Source organism: Pseudomonas sp. GR 6-02, assembly GCF_001655615.1.
Classification (GTDB): domain Bacteria; phylum Pseudomonadota; class Gammaproteobacteria; order Pseudomonadales; family Pseudomonadaceae; genus Aquipseudomonas.
The window spans coordinates 5,421,666-5,443,446 of record NZ_CP011567.1; the positions used below are offsets into that span (position 1 = coordinate 5,421,666).

Here is a 21,781-nt window from a genome sequence, read left to right on the forward strand (position 1 = left end):
GAATCCGCATGCAAACTTTTTTTATCGCGCCCACCGATTTTGGTGTGGGTCTGACCTCCATCAGCCTCGGGCTGGTGCGTACCCTTGAGCGGGCCGGCCTCAAAGTCGGCTTTTTCAAACCGATTGCCCAACCGCACCCGGGCGACACCGGCCCTGAACGCTCCACCGAACTGGTGGCCCGCACCCACGGCTTGAAACCGCCTCAGCCATTGGGCCTGGCCCATGTCGAGCGGATGCTCGGCGACGGTCAGCTGGACGAATTGCTCGAAGAAATCATCACCCTTTACCAGCAAGCCGCTATCGGCAAGGACGTGCTGATTGTCGAAGGCATGGTCCCGACCCGCAGCGCCAGCTACGCCGCGCGGGTCAACCTGCACTTGGCCAAGAGCCTCGACGCCGACGTGATTCTGGTTTCGGCGCCGGAAAACGAAGTGCTGACCGAATTGTCCGGCCGGGTGGAGTTGCAGGCGCAATTGTTCGGCGGGCCGAAGGATCCGAAAGTGCTGGGCGTGATCCTCAACAAGGTCAAGACCGACGAAAGCATGGACGTCTTCGCCTCGCGCCTGAGAGAGCACTCGCCGTTGCTGCGCAGTGGCGACTTCCGTCTGCTCGGCTGCATCCCGTTTCAACCGGAGCTGAACGCGCCGCGCACCCGTGACGTGGCCGAGTTGATGGGCGCTCAGGTGCTCAATGCCGGTGACTACGAAACCCGGCGCATGACCAAAATCATCATTTGCGCCCGCACCGTGCGCAACACCGTGGAGCTGCTCAAGCCCGGCGTGCTGGTGGTGACCCCCGGCGATCGCGACGACATCATCCTCGCGGTCAGCCTCGCAGCGATGAACGGTGTGCCCCTGGCCGGCCTGCTGCTGACCAGCGACACCCTGCCCGACCCGCGCATCATGGAGCTGTGCCGAGGCGCCTTGCAGGCCGGCCTGCCGGTGTTGTCGGTGAGTACCGGTTCCTACGACACCGCCAACCAGTTGAACGGTTTGAACAAGGAAATCCCGATCGACGACCGCGAGCGCGCGGAGATCATCACCGATTTCGTCGCCAGCCACCTCGACGCCAACTGGCTGCACCAACGCTGCGGCACGCCGCGGGAAATGCGCCTGTCGCCCGCGGTGTTCCGCTATCAACTGATCCAGCGCGCCCAGGCCGCCAACAAGCGCATCGTGTTGCCTGAAGGCAGCGAGCCGTTGACCGTGCAAGCCGCTGCGATCTGCCAGGCCCGGGGCATCGCCCGTTGCGTGTTGCTGGCCAAGCCGGCAGACGTCGAGGCGGTCGCCCGCGCCCAAGGTATCGAGTTGCCACCGGGGCTGGAAATCCTCGACCCGGACCTGATTCGCGAGCGTTATGTCGAGCCGATGGTTGCGCTGCGCAAGACCAAAAGCCTCAACGCGCCGATGGCCGAGCAGCAACTGGAAGACACCGTGGTGATCGGCACCATGATGCTGGCGCTGGATGAAGTCGACGGGCTGGTGTCCGGGGTCATTCACTCCACCGCCAACACCATCCGCCCGGCCCTGCAACTGATCAAGACCGCGCCGGGTTGCACCCTGGTGTCGTCGGTGTTCTTCATGCTGTTCCCCGAAGAAGTGCTGATCTACGGCGACTGCGTGATGAACCCGCACCCGAGCGCCAGCGAACTGGCCGAGATCGCCTTGCAAAGCGCCGACTCGGCAGCGGCGTTCGGCATCACTCCGCGAGTGGCGATGATCAGCTACTCCAGCGGTGAATCGGCCAGCGGCGAAGAAGTCGAGAAGGTTCGCGAGGCCACCTTGCTCGCCCACGAACAGCAACACTCACTGCTGATCGACGGCCCGTTGCAATACGATGCCGCTGCCAACGAAACCGTGGCCCGGCAACTGGCGCCGAACAGTCAGGTGGCCGGTCGTGCCACGGTGTTCGTGTTCCCCGACCTGAACACCGGCAATACCACCCACAAAGCCGTGCAACGCAGCGCCGACTGCGTCAGCCTCGGGCCAATGCTGCAAGGCCTGCGCAAACCGGTGAACGACCTGCCGCGTGGCGCGCAAGTCGACGACATCGTGTACACCATCGCGCTGACCGCGATTCAAGCGGCCAACCGACCTATGGATATTTAAATGCTGGATTTTCTACCTGCACCCGTGCGCGGCGTGATCGCCTCGCTGCTGTTGGCGCTGAATACGATTCTGCTCTGCTCGTTTCTGTTCTGTGTGGCGCTGTTCAAAGTGTTGCCGTTCGCCCTCACCCAACGTTTCGCGCGCTGGCTGATGAGTCATACCCACGAAGCGTGGATCAGTAACAACAAGGGCTGGATGAATCTGGTTTGCCGCACACGCTGGCACCTCAGCGGCTTGCAAGACCTGGACTATCGGCACTCCTATCTGATCACCAGCAACCACCAGAGCTGGGTCGACATCATGGTGCTGCAGTACGTGCTCAACCGTCGCATCCGCCCGCTGAAGTTCTTCCTCAAACAGGAACTGATCTGGGTACCGGTGATTGGCCTGGCGTGGTGGGCGTTGGGTTTTCCGTTCATGAAGCGTTACTCCAAGGCCTATCTGGAAAAGCATCCGCAGAAGAAGGGCAAAGACCTGGAGACCACCCGCAAGACCTGCGACAAGTTCCGCAATAACCCGGTGGGGATTTTCAACTTCGTCGAAGGCACACGCTTTACCGAGGGCAAACACGCCCAGCAGAGTTCACCGTTCCGCTACCTGCTGAAGCCGAAAGCGGGCGGCATTGCCTTTGTGCTGGATGCCATGGGCGACCAGCTGGAAGCCATCGTCAACGTGACCATCCACTACCCGGCCGGGCGTCCAGGCTATTGGGATTTGCTCTGCGGCAATGTGAAGGATGTAGTGGTGCACTTTCAGGAGCTGAAGATTCCACCACAGTTCGTTGGCAAGAACTACGACCAGGACGGGGTGTATCGCCTGGAGTTTCAGGGCTGGATCAATCAGTTGTGGAATGACAAGGATGCGCTGTTGGGACAAATGCACCGGGAGTATCCAGTGAATTCTTGAGGTGCCCGCGAAGGTGCCCTCCCGGACACAAAAAAGCCCGCAGATGATCACTCATCTGCGGGCTTTTTGTTTTCAGCTAATGCTTAGATCGCGCCACGCTTGCGCAGCAGATCCAGCACTTGCTTGACGCTTTCTTCCAGCGACAGCGACTGGGTGTCGATCACCAGATCGGCATCCAGCGGCACGTCGTACGGGAAGGATTCGCCCGGGATGTTGTCGCCACCCGCCGCGTACAGACCTTGCGGATCACGCTCGGCGCAGACCGTCGGCGAGGCCTGGACGTAGACCGTCAGCAGACGCTCCTTGCCGATCAGGTCCTTGGCCTGCTCACGACCTTCGGCACTCGGGGCAACGAACGCCGCCAGTGTCAGCAGGCCGGCTTCGTTGAACTGACGCGCAACGTGCGCCGCACGACGCCAATTCTCGGTGCGCCCGGCGCGATCCTGCGGCAGACCTTTGTTCAGGTCATGACGCAGGTTCTGGCCATCGAGTACAAACACCGCGCGCCCCATGTCGAACAGCTTGCGTTCAACCGCATACGCCAGGGTGCTTTTGCCAGCGCCCGACAGGCCGCTGAACAACACGGTGGCCGGTTGCTGACCGAAGCGCTGGGCGCGTTCTTCGGTGGCTACATGGGCCAGTTTGCCGTGGTGGGAGCTGCTGCCATGCGCCAGCGGCTGAGCGATGATCATGCCGGCCGCGACCGTGCCGTTGGTCAAACGGTCGATGACGATGAACGAACCCGTGGTGCGGTTGCTGTCGTAACCGTCCAGCGCAATGGCCGCGTCGAGGCTGATCTTGACCCGACCGATCTCGTTCAGCTGCAACGAGCTGGCAGGGCCTTCGGCCAAGGTGTTCACGTCCACGCGATTGACGATGCTGGTGATCGAGCCCGGCACGTAAGTCGTGGCGCGCTTGATGTCGTACTTCTTGCCCGGCAGCATCGGCTCTTCGGCCATCCACACCAGCATGGCGTCGAAGGCGTCGGTCACTTGCGGCTGGTTATCGGCGTGCACCAGCAAGTCGCCACGGGAAATGTCGATCTCGTCTTCCATGGTCAGCGTCACCGCTTGACCAGGGCCTGCATGCTCCAGCTCACCTTCGAAGGTGACAATGGATTTCACACGGCTGCTCTTGCCCGACGGCAACACAACGACTTCATCGCCCTTGTGCACGATGCCGCTGGCCAGGGTGCCGGCGAAACCACGGAAGTTCAGGTTCGGACGGTTGACGTACTGCACCGGGAAACGCAGGTCGGTGTAGTTGCGGTCGCTGGCGATTTCGACGGTTTCAAGGATTTCCATCAGCGACTGGCCGGTGTACCACGGCGAGCGCTCGGACTTGTTCACCACGTTGTCGCCCTTGAGCGCGGACATCGGCACGAATGCCATGGTGCTCGGCTTGAACGCGATGCCTTCGGCGAACTTCAGGTAATCGGCCTTGATCGACTCAAATACGCTTTCGTCGAAGCCGTTGAGGTCCATCTTGTTGATGGCGACCACGATGTGCTTGATGCCCAGCAACGAGGCGATAAAGCTGTGGCGACGGGTCTGGGTCTGCACGCCGTAACGGGCGTCGACCAGGATGATCGCCAGGTCACAGGTGGATGCACCGGTGGCCATGTTGCGGGTGTACTGCTCATGGCCGGGGGTATCGGCGATGATGAATTTGCGCTTGGCGGTAGAGAAATAGCGGTAGGCGACATCGATGGTGATGCCCTGCTCACGCTCGGCCTGCAAGCCGTCGACCAGCAACGCCAGGTCGATGTCTTCGCCGGTGGTGCCGACTTTTTTCGAGTCGCGGGTAATGGCTTCCAGATGATCTTCGTAAATCATTTTGGAGTCGTGCAGCAGGCGCCCGATCAAGGTGCTCTTGCCGTCGTCGACGTTGCCACAAGTCAGAAAGCGCAGCATTTCCTTGCGTTCATGCTGGCCCAGGTAGGCGAGGATGTCCTCGCTGATCAAATCAGATGCGTGCGACATGACAACCCCTTAGAAATAACCCTGACGTTTCTTTTCTTCCATGGAACCGGCGCCATCGTGATCGATGACTCGGCCCTGGCGTTCGGAAGTTCGCGTCAGGAGCATTTCCTGAATGATGTCGGTCAGGCTGGTGGCCTCAGACTCGACAGCACCGGTCAACGGGTAGTCGCCCAGTGTACGGAAACGGACCTTCTTCTTGACGATGCGCGCCTTGTCTTCGTCGCTCAGGTGATTGAGCAGGCGTTCGTCGTCGATCATGATCCAGGTGCCGTTCATCTCGATGACATCACGCTCGGCTGCGAAATACAGCGGTACGATCGGGATGCCTTCCAGGTAGATGTACTGCCAGATGTCCAGTTCGGTCCAGTTCGACAACGGGAATACGCGGATCGATTCACCCTTGTTGACCTTGCCGTTGTAGACGTTCCACAGCTCCGGGCGCTGGTTTTTCGGGTCCCAGCGGTGCTTGCTGTCACGGAACGAATACACGCGCTCTTTGGCACGGGACTTCTCTTCGTCGCGACGGGCGCCACCGAATGCGGCGTCGAAGCCGTACTTGTCGAGGGCCTGCTTGAGGCCTTCGGTCTTCATGATGTCGGTGTGCTTGGCACTGCCGTGGGTCAGCGGGTTGATACCCTGCGCAACGCCCTCGGGGTTGACGTGTACCAGCAGGTCCAGGCCGAGCTCTTCGACCATGCGGTCGCGGAACGCGTACATTTCCTTGAACTTCCACTGGGTGTCGACGTGCATCACCGGAAACGGAAGTTTGCCCGGGAAGAATGCCTTGCGCGCAAGGTGCAGCATCACGGCGGAGTCTTTACCGACGGAGTACAGCATCACCGGGTTATCGAACTCGGCGGCGACCTCGCGGATGATGTGGATGCTTTCGGCCTCCAGCTGTTTCAGATGCGTCAGTTTGTCGACCATGGCTACTCACGAAAACGATCTTATGGACGGCCTGCGGGCCGTGTTCGAGCGGGGAATCCTAGCACAGCGCCCTCTTCTAATCAGGACGGCGGCTAGATCGAAAGGGTATATGAATATACCCCCTCGTTTGGGCTCCAGCCCTGTAGTCAAATCGGGTTCGGGCAATCGATGAAGATGTGCTCGAGGGCGAAACGTCGCGCCAGGTAATCACCCAAAGCCTGCACACCGTAACGCTCGGTGGCATGGTGGCCGGCGGCGATGAAACTGATGTCGTTTTCCCGGGCGCTGTGGAACGTCTGCTCGGAGGCCTCGCCGCTGAGGTACAGATCGACACCGGCCAACACCGCCTGGTCAATGTAACCCTGGCCACCACCGGTGCACCAGCCGACCCGACGAATCATCTCGCTGCCTTCGATCAGTAACGGCTCGCGCCCCATGACTTCCTGTACCCGACGGGCGAAATCGCGGGGGGTCATCGGTTCGCTCAACGAGCCGACCAGGCCGACGATTTTCAAGTTGTCCGGATCCAGCGGGCCTTCGACGGTAATGTCCAATTGCCGGGCAAGCTGTACGTTGTTGCCGACTTCAGGGTGCAGGTCCAGCGGCAAGTGATAGGACAGCAGGCTGATGTCGTGCTTGAGCAGGGTTTTCAACCGGCGCTGCTTCATGCCGGTGATGCACGGGTTCTCGCCTTTCCAGAAATAGCCGTGATGCACCAGCACCAGATCGGCCTGGGCCTCCACCGCGGCGTCCAGCAACGCCTGGCTGGCGGTGACACCGCTGACGATGCGCATCACTTGCGGCCGGCCTTCGACCTGCAAGCCGTTGGGGCAGTAATCGGCAATCTTCGCACTTGCCAGGTAACGGTCGGCTTCTTCGACCAGGGTGCTCAGGGCGACGGCCATAAAAGACTCCTAAATATCCCGTTCAGAGGCGCGCGCGGCCTCGTATAATGCGCGACATTATGGGCGGTCTCATACCGCCTGCAACCTCTCAGGACGTGCTTAATGCTCAAGGCGCTGCGTTTTTCCGGCTGGCCGCTATTGGCCGGCGTGCTTGTCGCTCTACTGATTATTCAGCGTTACCCGCAGTGGGTCGGGCTGCCAAGCCTCGACGTCAATCTGCAACAAGCCCCGCAAACCCTTGGTGTGCAGCAGGGCCCGGTGTCCTATGCCGATGCGGTGACCACGGCTGCGCCGTCGGTGGTCAACCTTTACACCACCAAAGTGGTCAACAAACCCAGCCATCCGCTGTTTGAAGACCCGCAGTTCCGCCGCTTCTTCGGCGACAACTCGCCCAAGCAGAAGCGCATGGAGTCGAGCCTCGGTTCGGGCGTGATCATGAGCCCGGAAGGTTACCTGCTGACCAACAACCACGTGACCAGCGGTGCCGACCAGATTGTGGTAGCGCTCAAGGATGGTCGTGAAACCCTGGCCCGGGTCATCGGCAGCGACCCGGAGACCGACCTCGCGGTATTGAAGATTGACTTGAAAAACCTGCCGTCGATCACCGTCGGCCGTTCTGACAACCTGCGCATCGGTGACGTGGCCCTGGCCATCGGCAACCCGTTCGGCGTCGGCCAGACCGTGACCATGGGGATCATCAGTGCCACCGGGCGCAATCAGTTGGGCCTGAACAACTACGAAGACTTCATCCAGACCGACGCCGCGATCAACCCCGGCAACTCCGGCGGTGCACTGGTGGACGCCAACGGCAACCTGACCGGCATCAACACGGCAATCTTCTCCAAGTCCGGTGGCTCGCAAGGCATCGGCTTCGCGATCCCGGTCAAACTGGCGATGGAAGTGATGAAGTCGATCATCGAACACGGCCAGGTGATTCGCGGCTGGCTCGGCATCGAAGTGCAACCGTTGAGTCAGGAACTGGCGGAATCGTTTGGCCTGTCGGGACGCCCGGGAATTGTGGTCGCGGGGATTTTCCGTGACGGCCCGGCGCAAAAGGCCGGCCTGCAATTGGGCGACGTGATCCTCAGCATCGACGGTGAACCGGCTGGCGATGGTCGCAAGTCAATGAACCAGGTGGCGCGCATCAAACCGACCGACAAGGTCACGATTCAGGTGATGCGCAACGGTAAAGAACTCAAGCTCACCGCAGAAATCGGTCTGCGTCCGCCGCCGGCGCCGATCCAGGAAAAAGAAGAAGAGTAAGCGGGACCCTGTGGGAACGAGCCGCACCGCTCGCTCCCACAGGAACAGTTTTGGTCTAGAGGTCGCCGAGGCCGTCGATCAGTGCCAGATTCTGCTCCGGCGTGCCGATGGAAATCCGCAGGAACTGGGCAATCCGCTCTTGCTTGAAGTGCCGAACAATCACGCCCTGTTCGCGCAACTTCGCCGCCAGCCCCGCAGCATCGTGCTTCGGATGACGGGCGAAAATGAAGTTCGCCGCCGACGGCAACACTTCAAACCCTTTCGCTTCCAGTTGCGCGACCACTTGCTCCCGACTCTCGATGACCAACCGGCAAGTCTTGTCGAAATACTCGCGATCTTCGAACGCCGCCGCAGCCCCCACAATCGCCAGACGATCCAGCGGGTAGGAGTTGAAGCTGTTCTTGATCCGCTCCAGTGCCTCGATCAGATCCGGGTGCCCCACGGCCAGACCAACCCGCAGGCCGGCCAGGGAACGGGACTTGGACAGGGTCTGCGTCACCAACAGGTTCGGATAACGGTCCACCAGCGTGATCGCCGTTTCACCGCCGAAGTCGACGTAAGCCTCATCCACCACGACCACCGAATCCGGGCTGGCCTTGAGGATTTGCTCAACAGCGTCCAGCGCCAACAGGCAACCGGTCGGCGCATTCGGGTTCGGGAAAATGATCCCGCCGTTCGGCTTGGCATAGTCCGCCGGATTGATCTGGAACTGCTCGTCCAGCGCAACCGCATCGAACTTGATGCCATACAACCCGCAGTAAACCGGGTAGAAGCTGTAGCTGATGTCCGGGAACAGCAGCGGCTTATCGTGTTGCAACAAACCATGAAAGATGTGCGCCAGGACTTCATCGGAACCGTTACCGAGGAACACCTGATTGCCCTGCACGCCGTAGTACTTGGCAACGGCTTGCTTGAGCAGGTCGCTGTTCGGGTCCGGGTACAGACGCAGGTTGTCGTTCAGTTCGGTTTGCATCGCCGCCAGGGCTTTTGGCGATGGACCGTACGGGTTTTCGTTGGTGTTGAGCTTCACCAGTTTTGCCAGTTTCGGCTGCTCGCCCGGCACGTAAGGCACCAGATTCTTGACGAACGGGCTCCAGAATTTACTCATGTTCAGTTCCCCTGCTTGTCATCAAGAATGCGGTATTCAGCACTGCGGGCGTGAGCGCTCAGCGATTCGCCACGGGCCAGTACGGAGGCGGTCTTGCCCAGTTCGGAGGCACCCTGCTCGGAGCAGAAGATGATCGACGAACGTTTCTGGAAGTCGTAAACACCCAGCGGCGAGGAGAAGCGCGCAGTGCCGGAGGTCGGCAATACGTGGTTCGGACCTGCGCAGTAGTCGCCCAGGGCTTCGGAAGTGTGGCGGCCCATGAAGATCGCGCCGGCGTGACGGATCTGCGGCAGCCAGGCCTGTGGATCGGCGACCGACAGCTCCAGGTGCTCTGGGGCAATGCGGTTGGCCACTTCGATGGCCTGTTCCATGTCGCGAACCTTGATCAGCGCACCACGGCCATTGATCGAGGTTTCGATGATCTCGGCGCGTTCCATGGTTGGCAGCAGTTTGGCGATGCTTGCCGCGACCTTGTCGAGGAACTCGGCGTCCGGGCTGACCAGAATCGCCTGAGCGTCTTCGTCGTGCTCGGCCTGGGAGAACAGGTCCATGGCGATCCAGTCCGGATCGGTCTGGCCGTCGCACACCACCAGAATCTCCGACGGACCGGCGATCATGTCGATGCCAACCTGGCCGAACACGTGGCGCTTGGCGGTGGCGACATAGATGTTGCCCGGGCCAACCACTTTGTCGACCTTCGGCACGCTTTCGGTGCCGTAAGCCAGCGCCGCAACTGCCTGCGCGCCGCCGATGGTGAACACCCGGTCGACGCCGGCGATGCAGGCTGCGGCCAGCACCAGTTCGTTGACTTCACCGCGCGGGGTCGGCACGACCATGACCACTTCGGTCACGCCCGCCACCTTGGCCGGAATCGCGTTCATCAGCACCGAGGACGGGTAGGACGCCTTGCCGCCCGGCACGTACAGACCGGCGCGATCCAGTGGCGTGACCTTCTGGCCCAGCACCGTGCCATCGGCTTCGGTGTAGCTCCAGGAGTCCTGTTTCTGCTTTTCGTGGTAGCTGCGCACACGGGTCGCGGCTTTTTCCAGGGCTTCGCGCTGAGGCACGGTGATGCGGGTCAATGCCAGTTCCAGGCGTTCGCGCGGCAGGATCAAGTCCGCCATGGACGCCACTTGCAGGCCATCGAACTTCTGGGTGAACTCGACCACCGCCGCATCGCCACGCTCGCGCACGGCCTTGATGATGTCCAGCACCCGCTGATTGACCGAGTCGTCAGACACACTTTCCCAGCTCAGCAGATGATCCAGATGATGTGCGAAATCCGGGTCAGCAGCGTTGAGTCGGCGAATTGCAGTCGGTGCGGTCATAGCGAGAGCCTCATAGGATTGGCAAAAACTCGGGCGCCCTAAGCTAGCCGTTGATCCGCTTGGGCACCCGAGAATTCTGGCTATGAGGCGGATAGACGGGCGCGACTCAAGGTCGCGCAGGTGAATCAGCCGCGGTGTCGAGACTCCACTGCCTTGCGCAGGGTGTCGATCAACGCCTGGATACGGGCATGCTGCATTTTCATCGACGCCTTGTTGACGATCAGACGGGAGCTGATGGCAGCGATGAAATCCTGTGGCTCCAGGCCATTGGCCCGCAGCGTGTTACCGGTGTCGACCACGTCGATGATCTTGTCCGCCAGGCCGATCAGCGGCGCCAGTTCCATCGAGCCGTAGAGCTTGATGATGTCGACCTGACGACCCTGTTCGGCATAGTAGCGCTTGGCGACGTTGACGAACTTGGTGGCAATGCGCAGACGGCCCTTGGGCTCGACTGCGCCGACTTTACCGGCCGTCATCAGTTTGCACTGGGCGATTTGCAGGTCCAGCGGTTCGTACAGACCCTGGCCGCCGTATTCCATCAGCACGTCTTTACCGGCGACGCCCAGATCGGCGGCACCATGCTCGACATAGGTCGGCACATCGGTGGCACGCACGATCAGCAAGCGCACATCGGCCTGGGTCGTGGGGATGATCAGCTTGCGGCTCTTGTCCGGATTCTCGGTCGGCACGATGCCCGCTTCAGCCAGAAGCGGCAGGGTGTCGTCAAGGATGCGGCCCTTGGACAGTGCGATAGTCAACATGGGAAACGTCAGTCCTTATCAAGGTACTCATGCCCGGTCGCAAACGGCGCCGGACACACATCGAGCCGGAAACCGGCTCGACTTCAACAAATCAACGGACGCGTCCCTGCGCCCATGCAGCAGAAACTAGCCCGGTACGCGGCGGATCTTGGCGCCGAGCATCTGCAGCTTCTCTTCGATGCACTCATAACCACGGTCGATGTGGTAGATGCGATCGATCAGGGTATCGCCTTCGGCGATCAGCGCCGAGATCACCAGGCTGGCCGAAGCACGCAGGTCGGTGGCCATGACTGGCGCGCCCTTGAGCTTTTCGATGCCGGTGACGATGGCGGTGTTGCCTTCAACCTGAATGTGCGCGCCCATGCGGTGCAGTTCGTAAACGTGCATGAAACGGTTTTCGAAGATCGTCTCGATCACCGCACCAGTGCCTTCGGCAATGGCGTTGAGGGAGATGAACTGCGCTTGCATGTCGGTCGGGAACGCCGGGTATGGAGCGGTCCGCACGTTGACGGCTTTCGGCCGCTTGCCGTGCATGTTCAGCTCGATCCAGTCTTCACCGGTGGTGATTTCGGCGCCGGATTCACGAAGTTTTTCCAGAACGGCTTCGAGGATGGTCGGATCGGTGTCCTTGACCTTCACACGCCCGCCGGTGACCGCTGCCGCCACCAGATAGGTGCCGGTCTCGATACGGTCAGGCATCACTTTGTAAGTGGTCGTGTGCAGACGCTCGACGCCATCGATGGTGATGGTGTCGGTGCCGGCGCCGGAAACCTTCGCGCCCATGGCGTTCAGGAAGTTCGCCAGGTCGACGACTTCAGGCTCGCGAGCGGCGTTGGCCAGAACGCTGCGGCCCTTGGCCAGAGCGGCCGCCATCATGATGTTCTCGGTACCGGTCACGCTGACGGTGTCGAAGAAGAAGTGCGCACCGCGCAGGCCGCCTTCAGGGGCCTTGGCCTTGATGTAGCCGCCTTCGACGTCGATGACCGCGCCCATGGCTTCAAGACCACGGATGTGCAGGTCAACCGGACGCGAACCGATGGCGCAACCGCCAGGCAGTGCAACTTCGGCTTCACCGAAACGGGCAACCATCGGGCCCAGCACCAGGATCGAGGCGCGCATGGTTTTAACCAGTTCGTACGGCGCGATCAGGGTCTTGATGGTGCGTGGGTCGATTTCGACGCTGAGCTTCTCGTCGATCACAGGCTCAATGCCCATGCGACCGAACAGCTCGATCATGGTGGTGATGTCGTGCAGGTGCGGCAGGTTGGCCACGGTCACCGGGCCATCGCACAGCAAGGTGGCAGCCAGGATCGGCAAGGCCGAGTTCTTTGCCCCGGAGATGCGGATCTCGCCATCAAGACGAGCGCCACCAGTAATAATCAATTTATCCATAAGAATCTCGACGCCCTTGGGCTCAGGTGCGCTCGGCCCAGGCCGCGCTGCTGAAAAATTTCATAGTGACCGCATGGATGCTGCCATCGACAATCCACGGGTTCAAATGGGCATAGACCTGCTGCTGACGCTTCACCGGGCTCAACGCCGCCAGTTCATCGCTAATCACGTTCAGCTGGAAATTGCAGCCTTCGCCTTCAACTTCCACCTTCGTGTTTGGCAGCTTTCCTTCAAGGAAGCTCTTCACTTCTACGGCCTGCATGCTCAACCTCAATCGGCGCCCTGTGCGCGCGGGTCGGACATCATACAAAAAAGCCCCGCGCCTGCGAACCCCGCGAAGCAGGACTCTGACGGGGGGCTTCTTTATAGATGCGGTTCAGGGGTGCGCCAACAGCTCGGTCAATTCGCTGACCTGAGCGATTTTGCGCATGTCTTCGGGCATCGCGCGAATGCTCACGGCCTTGCCGGCCACCTGGGCATCGCGCATGAAGCACAGCAGCAGCGACAAGCCGACACTGCTGGACTTCTCCACTGCGGAGCAATCGACCACCAGCGCAGGCGCCTTGCTGGACTTGATCAGTACCTGCCCCTGCTTGCGCAAGTTCGGGCCGGTCCGGTAATCCAGCACACCGCTGAGCAGCAGCTCGCCGGTTTCGCTCATGCGAATGGCCGACTCACTCATTGGGCTTTCTTCTCGACAGCTTTTTCGGTGTTTTCCTTGGCTTTGGCGACTTCCCCGGCCCAACCATTGATGGTCTTGTCCAGGTCGTTGCCATTGCGCTGCATCGCATCAGCGAACTGATCGCGGAATAGCTTGCCGATATTGATGCCGTTGATGATGACGTTACGCAGCTTCCATTCGCCGTTGATCTTTTCGAGTGTGTAAGACACGGGATAGATCGCGCCGCTGCTGCCTTTGACCGTCATGCCAACGCTGGTACGGTCTCCCGATTCATCCTTGGCAGGCTCAACAGTAATGCCCTGGTTGTTGTATTCGAGCAATGCGTTGCCATAAAACTGGAACAGACCTTTTTTGAAGTTTTCTTCAAACGTCTTCATTTGCTCGGGCGTTGCTTTGCGCGAGTATTTGACGGTCATGATGCTTTTGGAAATGCCCTCGGCATCCACCACAGGACCGACGATGGTGTTCAACGCCGTATAAAAGTCTTGTGGATCCTGCTTGTACTTCTCTTTATTGGCCGACAGGTCGGCGAGCATCCGGGTCGTGGTGTCCTGAACCAGATCGTGCGCCGACTGCGCCGCGATGGCGTTAGCCATCAACGGCAAGGCTGCGAGCAATATCAACAGGCCACGTCGCAAGATAGAGATCATTGAAAAGCTCCTCATTTGGCGTCTTTGCTAACGGTATTGAGCAGAAATTTACCGATCAGGTCCTCGAGCACCAGCGACGACTGCGTGTCGTGGATGGTTCCACCATCCTTGAGCAGGGCTTGTTCCCCACCCACACTGATACCGATGTATTTCTCACCCAACAGGCCAGCGGTCAGGATAGATGCAGTGGAGTCAGTCGGCAGGTTATCTACGCGCTTTTCCAGTTGCATGGTCACCCGACCGGTGAAGCTGTCGCGATCCAGATCGATCGCAGTGACCTTGCCAATGGTCACACCGGCCATGGTCACTTTAGCTCTGACAGTCAAACCGGCGATATTATCGAAATATGCATAAAGTTTATAAGTATCGGTGCTCGGGCTCGGGGACAGGCCACTGACCCGCAACGCAAGCAACAGCAAAGCCAGGATGCCAGCCAGCAAGAAAAGGCCGACACCGATTTCCAGGGTGCGGTTTTGCATCAGAAATCTCCAAACATCAAGGCGGTCAGAATAAAGTCCAGGCCGAGTACCGCCAAAGAGGCGTACACCACGGTCTTGGTAGTGGCACGACTGATCCCCTCGGAAGTGGGCTCGCAGTCATAGCCTTGGAATACGGCGATCCAGGTCACGACGAAGGCAAAAACGATGCTTTTGATAATGCCGTTCAGCACATCGTCGACAAACGTCACGCTGTTTTGCATGTTCGACCAGTAGGAGCCTTCATAGACACCCAGCCAGTCGACGGCCACCCACGAACCGCCCCAGATACCCACCACGCTGAAAATCATTGCCAGCACCGGCAGGGAAATGAAGCCGGCCCACAGGCGCGGAGCAATAATGTACTTGAGCGGGTCAACCCCGATCATTTCCAGACTGGACAGTTGCTCGGTGGATTTCATGTTGCCGATTTCGGCGGTCAGCGCCGAACCCGCACGCCCGGCGAACAGCAAGGCCGTGACGACCGGCCCCAGTTCACGCAGCAGTGTCAGCGCAACCATCTGCCCGACAGCCTGCTCCGAGCCATAGCTGGACAGGATATTGAAGCCCTGCAGCGCCAGCACCATACCGATGAACACCCCGGAGACCACGATGATCACCAGGGACATCACGCCAACCGAATGCAGTTGCTTGACCAGCAGGCCAAAACTGCCGCCGATGCCACCGCGACCGAGCAAGGCATGAAACAGGAACAGCGCCGAACGCCCGAATACCGCCAGCACATCGATGCCGGCGTGGCCGAAACGGCGCACTCTTTCTATTAATGAAATCTTGCGCATCAGCGCTTCCCCAGAAGATCTGCGCGGTAATCCGTCGCTGGAAAGTGGTATGCGACCGGGCCGTCGGGTTCACCAGTCATGAACTGGCGAATCCGTGGTTCCTGCGAAGTCATCAATTCCTTGGGTGTGCCCTGCCCCAACACTTGCCCGTCACCCACCACAATGATGTAGTCGGCGATGCTCGCGGTCTCGGCCAGATCGTGGGAGACCACGATGCTGGTGATGCCCAGCGCATCGTTGAGCAGGCGGATCAGGCGCACCAGCACGCCCATGGCGATCGGGTCCTGGCCGACAAAAGGCTCGTCGTACATGAGAATTTGCGGATCGAGGGCAATCGCCCGGGCCAGCGCGACTCGACGCTTCATACCGCCGGACAATTCGTCAGGCATCAGGTCAATGGCGCCACGCAAGCCCACGGCCTGCAATTTGAGCAGGACAATATCGCGAATCATCTCTTCCGGCAGTGTGGTATGAACACGCAGCGGAAAGGCGACGTTCTCGAATACATCGAGATCGGTAAACAACGCGCCGCTCTGAAACAGCACGCCCATGTGCTTGCGCGCATCGAACAAATCGCTGCGCGACAACGTCGGCAGGTTCTGGCCATTGACCCAGACTTCGCCGCTGGTGGGGCGCAATTGGGCCCCCATCAACCGCAACAGCGTGGTCTTGCCACACCCGGAAGGCCCCATGATGCCGGTGACCTTGCCGCGTGGTATGCGGATATCGATGTTATTGAAAATGCTGCGCGCACCGCGCTTGAAGGTCAGTCCCTTCAGCTCGACCGCGTAGGCGTTATCGGCACTCATCTAAACTCCTTGCGATGCAGCCTCTCACTCGGACGCCTGGCTTTCTGACGAAAGCACATACCTTCCCGGGCAGGCCGAACTGGCGGCGAACTATATCACTGCAAATGCCAAGCGCCCAAGGCCCAAGCCGGGCACGTTCAGCAACATGACCACCTGAAATCATCTATTTAGAGGGTCTCGGTAACAAGGAATGACAAACCGCGACGAACTTGCGTGAGGGTTTTGATCATTACCGTTATAATCGCCGCCTTTTCATCAGGCTATACGATTTCTGACATGAGCCAATCCAGCGACCTGATTCAATCTGCACAACGCACCATCCGTCTCGAACTGGAAGCCGTGCAAGGCTTGTTACCCCATATCGACGCGGATTTCGTACGCGCTTGCGAGATGATTCTGGCCAGCAAAGGCCGCGTAGTCGTGGTCGGCATGGGCAAATCGGGGCACATCGGCAACAAGATTGCCGCCACCCTGGCCAGCACCGGCACCACGGCGTTCTTCGTGCATCCAGCCGAAGCCAGCCACGGCGACATGGGTATGATCACGCGTGACGACATCATCCTGGCACTGTCGAACTCCGGTTCCACCAATGAAATCGTTACCCTGCTGCCACTGATCAAGCGCCTGGGCATCAAATTGATCAGCGTCACCGGCAATCCCGACTCGGCACTGGCCAAGGCTGCCGAGGTCAACCTCAACGTTCACGTCGAGCACGAAGCCTGCCCGCTGAACCTGGCGCCAACCTCATCGACCACCGCCGCTCTGGTGATGGGCGATGCCCTGGCGGTGGCGCTGCTGGAAGCCCGCGGTTTTACCGCTGAAGATTTCGCCTTTTCCCACCCAGGCGGCGCACTTGGTCGACGCCTGCTGTTGAAAGTGGAAAACGTCATGCACGCCGGGCAAGAGCTGCCGCAGGTTCAGCGCGGCACCCTGCTCAAGGACGCATTGATGGAAATGACCCGCAAGGGCCTGGGCATGACCGTGATTCTGGAAGCCAACGGTAAACTTGCCGGGATCTTCACCGACGGCGATCTGCGTCGCACCCTGGACCGCAGCATCGACATCCACAGCGCCACCATCGAGCAGGTGATGACCGCCCACGGCAAGACCGCACGTGCCGAGATGCTGGCTGCCGAGGCGTTGAAAATCATGGAAGACCACAAGATCAATGCACTGGTCGTTGTCGACAGCGAAGACCGCCCGGTCGGCGCCCTGAACATGCACGATTTGCTGCGCGCTGGAGTAATGTAATGAGCACGGACCTGCTGCAACGCGGCAAACAGATCAAACTGGCGGTATTCGACGTCGACGGCGTGCTGACCGACGGGCGCCTGTACTTCCTCGAAGACGGCAGCGAATTCAAGACTTTCAACACCCTCGACGGCCAAGGCATCAAGATGTTGATGGCAGCCGGCGTGCAGACCGCTATCATCAGCGGACGCAAGACCCCGGTGGTCGAACGACGAGCCAGGAACCTCGGCATTCCACACCTGTACCAGGGTCGCGAAGACAAACTGGTGGTGCTCGACGAGCTCCTTGCCCAACTCAACCTGAACTATGAACAAGTGGCGTACCTCGGCGACGACCTGCCGGACCTGCCGGTGATTCGCCGCGTCGGTCTGGGCATGGCCGTGGCCAACGCCGCCAGCTTCGTGCGCGAACACGCCCACGGTATCACCCAGGCCCGTGGCGGCGAGGGTGCCGCGCGCGAATTCTGCGAATTGATCCTGCGCGCCCAGGGCCGCCTCGATGCGGCCAACGCCGCGTACCTGTGAGCCCATCATGCTGAGCAAAAAGATTCGCAACATCCTGATATTCGGTTGCATCGCGGCGCTATTCGCTGCGGTCGGCTATTGGAACATCAGCCCGGAACGCTTCCTCGACAAGCCAGTGGCGCATGTCGATGAAGCCATGATCGACTATTACGCAACCAACGCCCACAGCGTGCAGTACCTGCCGGACGGCAAACTGCAGTATGAAATGACGTCCGACAAGGTCGAACACCTGAAGGCGACGGAAGTGACGTTGCTGTCCAACCCTGACCTGAACATGTTTCGTGGCACCGAATTCCCTTGGCACGTCCAGAGCGAACGCGGCGAAGTCAACCCGGACGGCACCCAGGTCGAGCTGATCGACTCGGTACGTATCACGCGTTTCGACGAAAAAAACCGTAAAACCCTGATTACCACCACCCGTATGACAGTGTTCCCGCAGCAGCAATATGCGCAGACCGATCAACCCGTTAGAATCGACGGCGCCGGCGGTGTATCGACAGGCAACGGAATGAAAGCGTACTTGAAAGAAAGCAGGATACACCTGCTATCGAACGTAAGAGGACAGTATGAGGCTCGTTAAAACCCTCCCTATTTTGCTCAGTCTGAGCGCAGCACTGGGAAGCGTGAGCGCCTGGGCTCTGCCGACCGATCAAGCGCAGCCTATCCGCATCCAGGCCGACGACGCCCAACTGGACGACAAGAACGGTGTTGCCACCTATAAAGGTGATGTGATCATCACTCAGGGCTCGATGATCGTTAAGGGCAACACCGTGACCATCACCCGCACGCCAACAGGCGAGATCGATGTGGTGACCTCGGTGGGCAACCTCGCCTACTTCGAGCAACTGCAGACCGCTGGCGACACCAAGCCTGTTCAGGGCTGGGGCGTAACCATCCAGTACCACGCAGCGCAAAACCGCGTCGTACTGATCGACAAGGCCAAAGTTGTCGACAAGGACAACAACGTCACCCAGGGCGAAAAAATCGTCTATGACACGATCAAGAAACTCGCCAGCGCCGGTCGAGCCACGGGCAGCAAGGTCACCGAGACACGTCCGCGTATCGACATGGTGATCCAGCCGAAGAAGAAAACCGACGAGAAAACCCAGTAATGGCAACTCTGAAAGCTCAGCATCTGGCCAAGAGCTACAAGAGCCGCCAGGTCGTGCGTGACGTCAGCCTGTCCATCGACAGCGGCCAGATCGTCGGCCTGCTTGGCCCCAACGGCGCCGGCAAAACCACCTGTTTTTACATGATCGTGGGTCTGGTACAGGCCGATCAGGGTCGCGTACTGATCGATGACCTGGACGTCAGCCACCAGCCAATGCACGGTCGCGCGAAGGCCGGTATCGGCTATCTTCCGCAAGAAGCGTCGATCTTCCGCAAGCTGTCGGTGACCGACAATATCATGGCCATCCTCGAGACCCGCAAGGAGCTCGACAAGGCCGGTCGCCGCAAAGAGCTGGAAAGCCTGCTGCAGGAATTTCACATCCACCACATTCGTGACAGCCTTGGCATGAGCCTGTCCGGTGGTGAACGCCGTCGGGTGGAAATCGCCCGGGCACTGGCCACCAACCCGAAATTCATCCTCCTCGACGAACCCTTCGCCGGCGTGGACCCGATCTCGGTGGGCGACATCAAGCAGATCATCCACCACCTCAAGGCCAAAGGCATTGGCGTGCTGATCACTGACCACAACGTCCGTGAAACCCTGGACATCTGCGAAACCGCCTACATCGTCAACGATGGCCAGCTGATCGCTGAAGGCGACTCCGCCACCATCCTGGCCAACGAACTGGTCAAGGAAGTGTATCTGGGCCATGAGTTCCGCCTGTAAGCGCTGAGGTGCCTGGCCAGTCGCCTTGGTGCTCATATCAATAAAAAATCAATAGTTTTTTATTGTTACAGCGCTCTAGGCAAACACTTCAGTTTCAGGCATATAATTTGCTTATGTTTGGCGCTTCGGCGCCCTGTAGTGGATGGCGCATGTGCGCCGGCGAATAAGGTGTTAAGCCCCTGCCATGAAACCATCGCTAGTCTTGAGAATGGGCCAGCAGCTGACGATGACACCGCAGCTGCAACAGGCCATCCGCCTGCTCCAATTGTCGACCCTGGACCTGCAACAGGAAATCCAGGAGGCCCTGGAGTCCAATCCGATGCTCGAACGCCAGGAAGAAGGCGACGACTTCGATAACGCAGACCCCTTGGCCGACAAAGCCGAACAGCAACCCAACACCGACATTCAGGAACCCTCCTACCAGGAAACCGCCCCGACGGTGGATAACCTTGAGGAAGGCGACTGGAACGAGCGCATTCCCAACGAATTGCCTGTCGATACCGCCTGGGAAGACGTCTACCAGACCAGCGCCAGCAGCCTGCCGAGCAACGATGACGACGAGTGGGATTTCACCACCCGTACTTCGGCCGGTGAAAGCCTGCAAAGCCATTTGCTCTGGCAACTGAACCTGGCACCGATGTCCGACACCGATCGCCTGATCGCCGTGACCCTGATCGACTGCATCAACAATCAGGGCTATCTGGACGAAACCCTCGAGGAAATCCTCGAGGCCTTCGATCCGGAACTGGACATCGAACTGGACGAAATCGAAGCCGTCCTGCACCGCATCCAGCAATTCGAGCCCGCCGGTATCGGCGCCCGCAACCTCGGTGAATGCCTGCTGCTGCAACTGCGCCAACTGCCCGCCAAGACCCCTTGGCTGACCGAGGCCAAGCGCCTGGTCACCGATTACATCGACCTGCTCGGCAGCCGCGACTACAGCCAGCTGATGCGCCGCATGAAGCTCAAGGAAGATGAACTGCGCCAGGTGATCGAACTGGTCCAGAGCCTCAACCCGCGCCCGGGTTCGCAAATCGAGTCCACCGAAGCCGAATACGTCGTTCCCGACGTGATCGTGCGCAAGGACAACGAGCGCTGGCTGGTGGAACTGAACCAGGAGTCGGTGCCGCGCCTGCGGGTCAACGCCCAATACGCCGGCTTCGTACGCCGCGCCGATACCAGCGCTGACAACACCTTCATGCGTAATCAGTTGCAGGAGGCTCGCTGGTTCATCAAGAGCCTGCAAAGCCGCAACGAAACCCTGATGAAAGTGGCCACCCAGATCGTCGAGCATCAACGCGGCTTCCTGGAGTACGGCGACGAGGCCATGAAACCACTGGTGCTGCATGACATCGCCGAAGCGGTGGGCATGCACGAATCGACGATTTCACGGGTGACCACGCAAAAATTCATGCATACCCCACGGGGCATCTATGAACTGAAATACTTTTTTTCCAGCCACGTCAGCACCTCCGAAGGCGGTGAATGCTCGTCTACGGCGATCCGCGCGATCATCAAAAAACTGGTTGCCGCGGAAAATCAGAAAAAGCCGTTGAGTGACAGCAAGATCGCTGGTTTACTGGAGGCACAAGGCATTCAGGTGGCTCGCCGCACCGTCGCCAAGTACCGCGAATCCCTGGGAATCGCGCCTTCGAGCGAACGCAAGCGGTTGATGTAGAGCCACGCCACAGCGTTCCAGTGGTAGATCATCGGATCTACCGCTTTATGCACTGGCAACGAAGGAGAAGCTGTATGCAAGTCAACATCAGTGGACACCAACTGGAAGTGACCGAACCTCTTCGCACCTACATCGGCGAAAAACTCGAACGATTAGAGAGGCATTTCGACAAGATCACCAACGTGCAGGTCACGATGACGGTCGAGAAGCTCAAGCAGAAAATCGAAGCCACGCTGCATATTCCCGGCAATGAGGTGGTCGCTAACGCGGAACATACCGATATGTACGCAGCGATCGACGCACTGACCGACAAGCTGGATAAACAACTCAAAAAGCATAAGGAAAAGACCCAGAGCCTCCTCCAGGGCGCGACCGGTCGTTAACACTCCCAACC

At 59.7% G+C, this 21,781-nt stretch carries 23 protein-coding genes; 10 read left to right on the forward strand and 13 right to left on the reverse strand.

Features of this window, described 5'->3' with window-relative positions:
* The first annotated feature begins 8 nt into the window (after positions 1 to 8).
* Positions 9 to 2,108 carry a phosphate acetyltransferase gene (gene pta / locus PGR6_RS23930; RefSeq protein ID WP_064620284.1) on the forward strand — a complete coding sequence of 700 codons (2,100 nt, stop codon included), beginning with the start codon at positions 9 to 11 and terminating at the stop codon, positions 2,106 to 2,108.
* On the forward strand, positions 2,109 to 3,014 hold the full coding sequence (locus tag PGR6_RS23935; protein WP_064620287.1) for an acyltransferase: 906 nt from the start codon (positions 2,109 to 2,111) through the stop codon (positions 3,012 to 3,014).
* An 83-nt stretch (positions 3,015 to 3,097) separates the two neighbouring features.
* On the opposite strand, the gene cysN is transcribed toward PGR6_RS23935, so the two are convergent.
* The 3 genes from cysN to PGR6_RS23950 all read right to left on the reverse strand — a co-directional run bounded on the left by cysN (position 3,098) and on the right by PGR6_RS23950 (position 6,828).
* Entirely contained in the window at positions 3,098 to 4,996 is a 1,899-nt protein-coding gene (gene cysN, locus PGR6_RS23940; protein ID WP_018927190.1) for a sulfate adenylyltransferase subunit CysN, read from the reverse strand.
* A 9-nt stretch (positions 4,997 to 5,005) separates the two neighbouring features.
* A complete protein-coding gene (cysD, locus tag PGR6_RS23945) occupies positions 5,006 to 5,923 on the reverse strand; it encodes a sulfate adenylyltransferase subunit CysD (protein ID WP_007941268.1) in 918 nt (305 codons plus the stop codon).
* Positions 5,924 to 6,069: 146 nt separating this feature from the next.
* Positions 6,070 to 6,828 (reverse strand): Nif3-like dinuclear metal center hexameric protein, encoded by a 759-nt coding sequence (locus tag PGR6_RS23950; RefSeq protein ID WP_018927191.1) that lies wholly within the window; start codon positions 6,826 to 6,828, stop codon positions 6,070 to 6,072.
* A gap of 102 nt (positions 6,829 to 6,930) precedes the next feature.
* Here PGR6_RS23950 and algW point away from each other — a divergent pair, with 102 nt between their 5' ends.
* Positions 6,931 to 8,091, forward strand: coding sequence for a Do family serine endopeptidase AlgW (algW, locus tag PGR6_RS23955; protein WP_018927192.1), 1,161 nt, complete (start codon positions 6,931 to 6,933; stop codon positions 8,089 to 8,091).
* Between the two features lie 55 nt (positions 8,092 to 8,146).
* On the opposite strand, the gene hisC is transcribed toward algW, so the two are convergent.
* The 10 genes from hisC to PGR6_RS24005 form a co-directional block, all read right to left on the reverse strand.
* Entirely contained in the window at positions 8,147 to 9,199 is a 1,053-nt protein-coding gene (gene hisC, locus PGR6_RS23960; RefSeq protein ID WP_064620289.1) for a histidinol-phosphate transaminase, read from the reverse strand.
* Between the two features lie 2 nt (positions 9,200 to 9,201).
* Entirely contained in the window at positions 9,202 to 10,527 is a 1,326-nt protein-coding gene (gene hisD, locus PGR6_RS23965; protein ID WP_018927194.1) for a histidinol dehydrogenase, read from the reverse strand.
* Between the two features lie 125 nt (positions 10,528 to 10,652).
* Complete coding sequence (gene hisG, locus PGR6_RS23970) at positions 10,653 to 11,288, reverse strand: ATP phosphoribosyltransferase (RefSeq protein WP_007941260.1); 636 nt, start codon at positions 11,286 to 11,288, stop codon at positions 10,653 to 10,655.
* A 126-nt stretch (positions 11,289 to 11,414) separates the two neighbouring features.
* A complete protein-coding gene (murA, locus tag PGR6_RS23975; protein WP_018927195.1) occupies positions 11,415 to 12,680 on the reverse strand; it encodes a UDP-N-acetylglucosamine 1-carboxyvinyltransferase in 1,266 nt (421 codons plus the stop codon).
* 22 nt (positions 12,681 to 12,702) lie between these two features.
* On the reverse strand, positions 12,703 to 12,942 hold the full coding sequence (locus tag PGR6_RS23980) for a BolA family protein (RefSeq protein ID WP_018927196.1): 240 nt from the start codon (positions 12,940 to 12,942) through the stop codon (positions 12,703 to 12,705).
* 114 nt (positions 12,943 to 13,056) lie between these two features.
* Positions 13,057 to 13,362, reverse strand: coding sequence for an STAS domain-containing protein (locus PGR6_RS23985; RefSeq protein WP_018927197.1), 306 nt, complete (start codon positions 13,360 to 13,362; stop codon positions 13,057 to 13,059).
* Positions 13,359 to 14,012, reverse strand: a complete 654-nt coding sequence (locus PGR6_RS23990) for an MlaC/ttg2D family ABC transporter substrate-binding protein (RefSeq protein ID WP_064620291.1) — start codon at positions 14,010 to 14,012, stop codon at positions 13,359 to 13,361. The genes PGR6_RS23985 and PGR6_RS23990 overlap by 4 nt, the downstream gene beginning before the upstream one ends.
* A gap of 11 nt (positions 14,013 to 14,023) precedes the next feature.
* Entirely contained in the window at positions 14,024 to 14,491 is a 468-nt protein-coding gene (gene mlaD / locus PGR6_RS23995; RefSeq protein ID WP_007941252.1) for an outer membrane lipid asymmetry maintenance protein MlaD, read from the reverse strand.
* Entirely contained in the window at positions 14,491 to 15,288 is a 798-nt protein-coding gene (gene mlaE, locus PGR6_RS24000) for a lipid asymmetry maintenance ABC transporter permease subunit MlaE (RefSeq protein WP_026286502.1), read from the reverse strand. Before mlaE ends, mlaD begins: the two co-directional genes overlap by 1 nt.
* On the reverse strand, positions 15,288 to 16,097 hold the full coding sequence (locus PGR6_RS24005) for an ATP-binding cassette domain-containing protein (protein ID WP_018927201.1): 810 nt from the start codon (positions 16,095 to 16,097) through the stop codon (positions 15,288 to 15,290). Before PGR6_RS24005 ends, mlaE begins: the two co-directional genes overlap by 1 nt.
* Before the next feature lie 276 nt (positions 16,098 to 16,373).
* Between PGR6_RS24005 and PGR6_RS24010 the strand changes: the two genes are divergently transcribed.
* From PGR6_RS24010 to hpf, 7 genes are all read left to right on the forward strand, one after another.
* The gene (locus PGR6_RS24010; protein ID WP_064620295.1) at positions 16,374 to 17,348 is read left to right on the forward strand and encodes a KpsF/GutQ family sugar-phosphate isomerase; all 975 of its coding nucleotides are present in this window, start codon (positions 16,374 to 16,376) and stop codon (positions 17,346 to 17,348) included.
* On the forward strand, positions 17,348 to 17,872 hold the full coding sequence (locus tag PGR6_RS24015; RefSeq protein ID WP_064620298.1) for a KdsC family phosphatase: 525 nt from the start codon (positions 17,348 to 17,350) through the stop codon (positions 17,870 to 17,872). The genes PGR6_RS24010 and PGR6_RS24015 overlap by 1 nt, the downstream gene beginning before the upstream one ends.
* A gap of 7 nt (positions 17,873 to 17,879) precedes the next feature.
* A complete protein-coding gene (lptC, locus tag PGR6_RS24020; RefSeq protein WP_019581167.1) occupies positions 17,880 to 18,452 on the forward strand; it encodes an LPS export ABC transporter periplasmic protein LptC in 573 nt (190 codons plus the stop codon).
* Positions 18,439 to 18,984, forward strand: a complete 546-nt coding sequence (gene lptA, locus PGR6_RS24025; RefSeq protein WP_064620302.1) for a lipopolysaccharide transport periplasmic protein LptA — start codon at positions 18,439 to 18,441, stop codon at positions 18,982 to 18,984. The genes lptC and lptA overlap by 14 nt, the downstream gene beginning before the upstream one ends.
* Positions 18,984 to 19,709, forward strand: a complete 726-nt coding sequence (lptB, locus tag PGR6_RS24030; protein WP_018927206.1) for an LPS export ABC transporter ATP-binding protein — start codon at positions 18,984 to 18,986, stop codon at positions 19,707 to 19,709. The genes lptA and lptB overlap by 1 nt, the downstream gene beginning before the upstream one ends.
* A gap of 184 nt (positions 19,710 to 19,893) precedes the next feature.
* Positions 19,894 to 21,387: an RNA polymerase factor sigma-54 gene (locus PGR6_RS24035; protein WP_064620307.1), complete on the forward strand. Its 1,494-nt coding sequence runs from the start codon at positions 19,894 to 19,896 to the stop codon at positions 21,385 to 21,387.
* Positions 21,388 to 21,461: 74 nt separating this feature from the next.
* A complete protein-coding gene (gene hpf, locus PGR6_RS24040; protein ID WP_007941242.1) occupies positions 21,462 to 21,770 on the forward strand; it encodes a ribosome hibernation-promoting factor, HPF/YfiA family in 309 nt (102 codons plus the stop codon).
* Positions 21,771 to 21,781 lie beyond the last annotated feature (11 nt).